We start from the raw sequence: 6,451 nt of genomic DNA on the forward strand, positions 1-6,451 counted from the left end.
CACCCCGCCGGGCACTGAGGTGTACGCCACCGCGCCGTGGCCGGGTACGGGCCGGTGCGGCCGGGGGCCGGTGACTAGCCTGGGTCGGTGCCTCCACGCCTGCCCCATCCGGACCCGGGCACGCCGGACACGGCATGGCCGCTGCGGTACATCTGGTGGCTGGTCCGCTGCCAGCCGTGGCGGGTGCTACGCGGCTCGCTGTTCGGCACGGCCTGGATGGTGGGGCTGTCGGTGCGGCCGTTCCTGGTCGCCCGCGCCGTCGACGACGGGCTGCGCACCGGCGACACCCGGGCGTTGCTCGGCTGGGTCGCCGCGATCGTGGCCGCCGGGGCGGTGCTGGCCTGGCTGGGCATCATGCGGCACCGGACCATGACGTTCATCCGCGAGGACGCCAGCGCCCGCTCGGCGGCGGTGCTGCTGCGGCAGCTCGCCCGGGTCGGCGCGGTGCTGCCCCGCCGGCTCGCCGCCGGTGATGTCGCCACCGTCGGCGGGTACGACATCGTGCGCACCTCGCAGGTGCTCACGCTGACCGGCCCCGGGGTGGGCGCGGTGTTGGCGTACGCGGTCGCGGCCGTGGTCCTCTGGTCGATCGACCCGGTGCTGGCGCTGGTGACGCTGCTCGGGGTGCCGGTGGTCGCGCTGGTCGTCGGCCCGTTGCTGCGCCGCTTGGAGCGGGCCGAGGCGGTCTACCGGCAGCAGCAGGGCGAGCTGACCACCCGGGCCGACGACATCGTCGCCGGCCTGCGGGTGCTCGCCGGGGTGGGCGGCCGGCACCTGTTCGCCCGCCGGTACGCCGCCCGGTCGCAACGGCTGCGGGCCGAGGGTTACCGGGTGGGTGCGGTGCTCAGCTGGGTCGACGCGCTGACCACCGTCATCCCCGGGGTGTTCCTCGCCGTGGTGGTGTGGCTGGCCGCCCGCACGGCCGTGGCGGGCGGGATCACCGTCGGGCAGCTGGTGGCCGTGTACGGCTACGTGGCGGTGCTCATCGTGCCGGTCTGGTTCCTGCTGGAGGGCAGCTACCAGTTGATCCAGGGCCGGGTCGCCGCCCGGCGGATCGTCGACCTGCTCCGGCTCGCCCCCGACCCGGTGGGCGGCCCGGCGACCCGTCCCGCCCCGGCCGGCCCGGCCCCGCTGCACGACCCGGACAGCGGGCTGACGGTTCCGGTGGGCCGGTTGGTCGGCGTCGCCGCCGACGACCCGGCCGACGCGGCGGCCCTGGCCGACCGGCTGGGCCGGTACGTCACCGGCGCGGTCACCTGGGGCGGGGTCCCGCTGACGGCGGTCGGGCTGGACGAGGTGCGCTCCCGCATCCTCGTCGCCGACCACGACGGGTACCTCTTCGCCGGGACGCTGCGGCAGATCCTCGCCGGCCCGCACGGGCCCGTCGACGACGCCCGGATCGACGCGGCGGTGCACGTGGCGTCGGCCCGCGACGTCGTCGAGGGGCTGCCCGACGGCCTCGACGCCCCGGTCGGCGACCGGGCCCGTACCCTCTCCGGCGGCCAGCGGCAGCGGGTCCGGCTGGCCCGGGCCCTGCTCGCCGACCCGGAGGTGCTGATCCTGGTCGACCCGACGTCGGCGGTGGACGCGCACACCGAGGCCCGGGTGGCGCAGCGCCTGCGGCAGGCCCGGTCGGGTCGCACCACGGTGCTGCTGAGCACCTCGCCGGTGCTGCTCGGGCACGCCGACACCGTCGCCCACCTGCGCGGCGGCCGGGTCACCGGCACCGGGACGCACGCCGCGCTGTTGGCCGCCGACCCGGACTACCGGCGGTTGGTCTCCCGGACCAGCGGCACCGACGACGCGCCGGTCGGGCGGCCCGGACGATGACGAAACTCCCGGTCGCGGGCCCGGCGGTGGTCCGGCGGGCCGCCCGTGACGTGCTCGCCGGCGACCGGTGGGCGGTCGTCGGGGTGCTGGCGTTGCACAGCGCCGCCGCCCTCGCCGGGCTGACCGTGCCGTGGCTGATCGGGCGGATCGTCGACCAGGTCACGGCCGGGGCCGGGGTGGGCGCGGTGGACCGGTTGGCGCTGGCGATCGGTGGCTGTGTGCTGGTGCAGGGGTTGCTCGCCCGCCACGCCCAGTACGCCGGTCACCGGTTCGGCGAGCGGGCCGTGGCCCGGCTCCGCGAGGACTTCGTGACCCGCCTGCTCGGCCTGCCCGTCTCGGTGGTCGAGCACGCCGGCACCGGTGACCTGGCCACCCGTAGTTCGGTGGACGTGTCCACGGTGGGCACCATGCTGCGCGACGTGGTGCCGGTGGTGGTCATCGCGGGGACCCAGTTGACGCTGCTGTTCGGCGCGGTGTTCCTGCTGGACCCGCTGCTCGGCCTGGTCGCGCTCGCCGGGCTGCCGTCGATCGTGGCGGTGGTGCGCTGGTACCTGCGCCGGGCCGCCCCGGCCTACCTGGCCGAGGGGGCGGCGACGGCGGAGCTGACCGAGACGCTGACCACGACCGCCGAGGGCGCGCGCACCGTGGAGGCGCTGCGGCTGGGTCGGGACCGGGTGACCCACGGCAGCGCCCGGATCGGCGCGGTGTGGGCCACCCGGCGGGCCACCCTCGCCCTGCGGTCGGTGTTCTTCCCGGTGGTGGAGGGCAGCTATCCGATCCCGATCGGGGCCGTGCTGCTCGCCGGGGGTGTGCTGCTGGCGCGGGGCCGGGTCAGCCTGGGTGAGGTGGTGGCCGCCGCGCTCTACCTGCAACAGGCGGTCGACCCGCTGGACCGGCTGTTGCTGTGGGTGGAGCAGGCGCAGCGCGGTATCGCCTCGTACGCCCGGGTGCTCGGGGTGGGGCAGGTGCCGCCGGAGCCCCGGGGCCGGGCGGCCCTGCCCACCGGGCGCGTGGTGCAGGTGCGCGGGGCGACGTTCCGGTACGCGGGCGGCCCGCAGGTGCTGCACGGCATCGACCTGACGGTCGCGGCGGGGGAACGGCTGGCCGTGGTCGGCCCGTCCGGGGCGGGCAAGTCCACCCTGGCCCGGTTGCTCGCCGGCATCGACGTGCCCGCCCGGGGGGTGGTGAGCCTCGGCGGGGTGCCGGTCACCGACCTCGACCCGGCCGAGCGCCGCCGCCGGATCGCCCTGGTCACCCAGGAACACCACGTCTTCCTCGGCACGCTGCGGGACAACCTGGCGTTCGCCGCGTCGGGGAGCACCGACGCGCAGCTGCGGGCCGCCCTGGCGGCGGTGGGGGCCGACTGGTACGCCGACCTGCCGGACGGTCTCGACACCCCGCTGGGTGCCGGGGTACGGGATCTGGGCCCGGCCGAGGCCCAGCAGGTGGCGTTGGCCCGGCTCGTCCTGGCCGACCCGGACATCCTGATCCTCGACGAGGCGACCGCCGCGTTGGACCCGACGACCGCCCGGCGTACCGAGCGGGCGCTCGGTGCGGTGCTGGCCGGACGGACGGTGATCGCCATCGCGCACCGGCTCAACACCGCGCACGACGCCGACCGGGTGGCGGTGCTGGAGGACGGCCGGATCACCGAGATCGGCCGACACGACGACCTGGTCGCCGCCGACGGCGTCTACGCCTCCCTCTGGCGGTCCTGGCACGGCCACTGACCGGCCTCGCTTCGGGCGACAATTCCGAAAGGTTTCCCTGCCGACGCAGCTCGTGGGCAGGGATTCGACGCGCACGACCAGTTGAAGTTTCCGAAATGTTTCCGTAAAGTCATCGGGGTCGATGTGGTGGACGGTGGCCCCCGTCGTCGGCAGGCAGGTCCGGGCGGCAACGCCCGTCCCCCGCCCGGACCCCTGCCGCCACCCCGGTCGCCGCGCGGCGTAAAGCCGTTGTCGCCCCCGGCGAGGGTGGCTACGGTGCCGGGATGCTCCCGCGACACCTGACCCTGACCCTGGACGCGCGGCACCCGACCCGACTGGCCCGGTTCTGGGCCGACCTGCTCGGCCGGGACACCGTCGCCGACGGCACCGGCGGCGTCCACCTGCCCGGCACCGCCACCCGACCCGACCTGCGGTTCGTGCCGGGCCGGCCGCACCGCACCGGGCCCCACCGGATGCACCTGCACCTGACCAGCGACAGCCCCGACGACCAGCAGCAGCAGGTCGCGCGGGCGCTGGCCCTCGGCGGCAGCCACCTCGACGTCGGGCAGCGGCCCGAGGAGACGCACGTCGTGCTGGCCGACCCCGAGGGCAACGAGTTCTGCGTCATCGGGCCGGGCAACACCTTCCTCGCCGGATGCGGCCGGCTCGGGGAAATCGCCTGCGACGGCACCCGCGAGGTCGGCCTCTTCTGGAGCCGGGCGCTGGGCTGGCCGCTGGTGTGGGACCAGGACCAGGAGACCGCCGTCCAGTCACCGCACGGCGGCACGAAGGTCGCCTGGGGCGGGCCGCCCGTGGCCCCGCAGCGGGGCCACAACCCGCAGCGCTTCGACCTCACCGCCGCCGACACGTCGGCGGAGGTCGACCGGTTGGTCGCCCTCGGGGCCACCCGGCTCGACGCCACCGCCGACGGGGTCGTCCTGCTGGCCGACCCGGACGGCAACGCGTTCGGGGTGACGGCACGCTGAGCCCACCCGCCGGGTCCACCGCCTACCGGGGCGTGCCCGCCGCCCGCAGGCCGTCGTACAGGGCGCGGGCCACCACGGCCGGGACGTAGCCGGCGCGGGCGCTGTCCACGTACACCACCCGGTAGCCGTCGGCGGTGTGCAGCGTGCCGCCGCCGTCGAGCAGCCGCCGCTGGTTCGCCGCGGACAGGTTCTGCCCCGGGTTGGCCACCAGCCACCGCCGCGCCGGATCGGCCCGGAACGCCTCACGCAGGCCCGGCAGCAGCGACAGGTACCGGTCGCCGCCCGGCGGCTCGGGCGCGGTCACCGGATAAATGGTGACCACGTTCTTGCCGGCCGCCGCCCGGACCAGCGGGGAGTCGGTGACCAGCCCGGCGTACGCCGCCCGGGACATCATCACCTTCAGCATCACCAGCGCGAACCCGGCCTGCCGGGTGCCCAGGTAGCTCTTGACCGTCTCGTTGTCGGGCACCAGCCGCCCGAACGGCTCCCGGGCACCGGTCAGCGGCACCGTGTCCAGGGTCTCGTCGTTGCCGACCAGCGGGTCCAACAGGTACCCCTCGCCGCCCGGGTCGGCCGGCAGCGCCGCCCGCAGATCGGGGTGCCCGTTGGTCCTGGCCCAGGCGAGGAAGGCCACCAACTCGGTACGCATCGCCACCCGCTCCCGGGCCACCGTCGCCTCGTCGGTGGTCGCGGTGTTCGTCGGGGTGAACCGGAAGGCACTCGGATAGCCGGCCAGCCGGTCGACCAGGACGTCGGCGGCCGGCGACGGCGTACCGGTGGGCGTCGCCGGGCCCCCGGCCGCCGCCGACGGTCGGGGGTCGCCGCGCCCGGAGCAGCCGACCAGCAGTCCGCCCAGGGTGAGCCCCGCCAACCCCAGCAGCCGGCGGCGGCTCGGCCCGGTCACGACCCGTCCCCGAGCTGGCGGCGCAGCAGGGCGGCGTACGCGGCCTCGGCGATCAGCTGGCAGCGCCGGCGGGACACCCCGAGGGCGGACCCGGCGGTGAGGATCGCGTCGCGGACCGCCTCGGCCTGGGCCAGCACCTCCGGGGCGACCACCACGTCGGTACGACGCGAACGCGGTCGCAGCCGACGCCACAGCCGACGCCAGCCCCGCTCGGCGGCGGGGGCCAGCACCTGGGTCAGCGCCGCCGCCAGCACCGGGTAGACCACCGTCACGAGCAGGCCGTCGTCCAGCCCGACGCCGATCCGTCCCCCGTGCCACCGCCCGCCCCGCCCCGGTGTCCCCAGCTCACCGGCGAGCCAGGCGGCGGTCACCTCCGGCAGCAGCGCCGACTCCTGCGGCGCGGCGGCCAGCACCACCTCCCGCGCGAGATCGCTGAGCAGCATCGGCCCCGGCCGGGCCGTCAGATCCGTCATGGTGCACCGCCGATCGGTCGCAGGGTCGGTAGGTCGATGGTGGAGGGTCGCCGCCAGCGGGTCGGGTGCCGGCGGATCACGCGGTCAGGAATCGAGGGCGTGCACGACCAGGCGGGCGCCGACCACCGCCAGGTCGTCCAGGAGCAGCTGCTCCTTCGGCTCCAACTGGTCACGGAACGGGATGCCGAGGGCGATCTCGGCGGACAGCACGGTGCGCCCCACCGCGACGACGACCCGCGTCCCCCCGGCGACGGCGGGCAACCCGCCCAGCGTCGACGAGTCGGTGATCCTGACCCGCAGGCTGTCGTACGGCAGGTCGGCGCGGGGCACGGCCACCGTCCACCGGTGCGCGACGCCCCCGTCGGCCAGCGCCGACGGGTACGACCAGCGGGGGCAGGCGGCGACGGCGTCCCGGGCCGCCGCGAGCACCCGGGCCGCCGCGTCGGCCGACGGGTACGACGTCAGCCGCAGCTGGAAGGTCGCGCCCAGCGGCGGCAACGTGGTCGCCGGCACCGCCAGCACGACCGTGCCCTCGGCCGACGCCGGCCG

6 protein-coding genes are annotated in these 6,451 nt (G+C 76.5%); 3 read left to right on the plus strand and 3 right to left on the minus strand.

Annotated elements, in window-relative coordinates:
• Window positions 1-183: 183 nt before the first annotated feature.
• The 3 genes from H1A17_RS19215 to H1A17_RS19225 all read left to right on the plus strand — a co-directional run bounded on the left by H1A17_RS19215 (window position 184) and on the right by H1A17_RS19225 (window position 4,525).
• Window positions 184-1,830: an ABC transporter ATP-binding protein gene (locus tag H1A17_RS19215; protein ID WP_309236807.1), complete on the plus strand. Its 1,647-nt coding sequence runs from the start codon at window positions 184-186 to the stop codon at window positions 1,828-1,830.
• Window positions 1,827-3,560: an ABC transporter ATP-binding protein gene (locus H1A17_RS19220; RefSeq protein WP_194822542.1), complete on the plus strand. Its 1,734-nt coding sequence runs from the start codon at window positions 1,827-1,829 to the stop codon at window positions 3,558-3,560. Before H1A17_RS19215 ends, H1A17_RS19220 begins: the two co-directional genes overlap by 4 nt.
• A gap of 263 nt (window positions 3,561-3,823) precedes the next feature.
• Window positions 3,824-4,525: a VOC family protein gene (locus H1A17_RS19225; protein WP_194822543.1), complete on the plus strand. Its 702-nt coding sequence runs from the start codon at window positions 3,824-3,826 to the stop codon at window positions 4,523-4,525.
• A 22-nt stretch (window positions 4,526-4,547) separates the two neighbouring features.
• Here H1A17_RS19225 and H1A17_RS19230 read toward each other — a convergent pair whose 3' ends face one another.
• The 3 genes from H1A17_RS19230 to H1A17_RS19240 form a co-directional block, all read right to left on the minus strand.
• Window positions 4,548-5,429 (minus strand): hypothetical protein, encoded by an 882-nt coding sequence (locus H1A17_RS19230; protein ID WP_145920076.1) that lies wholly within the window; start codon window positions 5,427-5,429, stop codon window positions 4,548-4,550.
• Complete coding sequence (locus H1A17_RS19235; RefSeq protein ID WP_145920077.1) at window positions 5,426-5,902, minus strand: hypothetical protein; 477 nt, start codon at window positions 5,900-5,902, stop codon at window positions 5,426-5,428. Before H1A17_RS19235 ends, H1A17_RS19230 begins: the two co-directional genes overlap by 4 nt.
• Before the next feature lie 84 nt (window positions 5,903-5,986).
• Window positions 5,987-6,451 (minus strand): hypothetical protein (locus H1A17_RS19240; protein WP_194822544.1); only part of this gene is annotated, 465 nt, incomplete at its 5' end.

Source organism: Micromonospora sp. S-DT3-3-22, assembly GCF_015354745.1.
GTDB lineage: Bacteria > Actinomycetota > Actinomycetes > Mycobacteriales > Micromonosporaceae > Micromonospora > Micromonospora wenchangensis.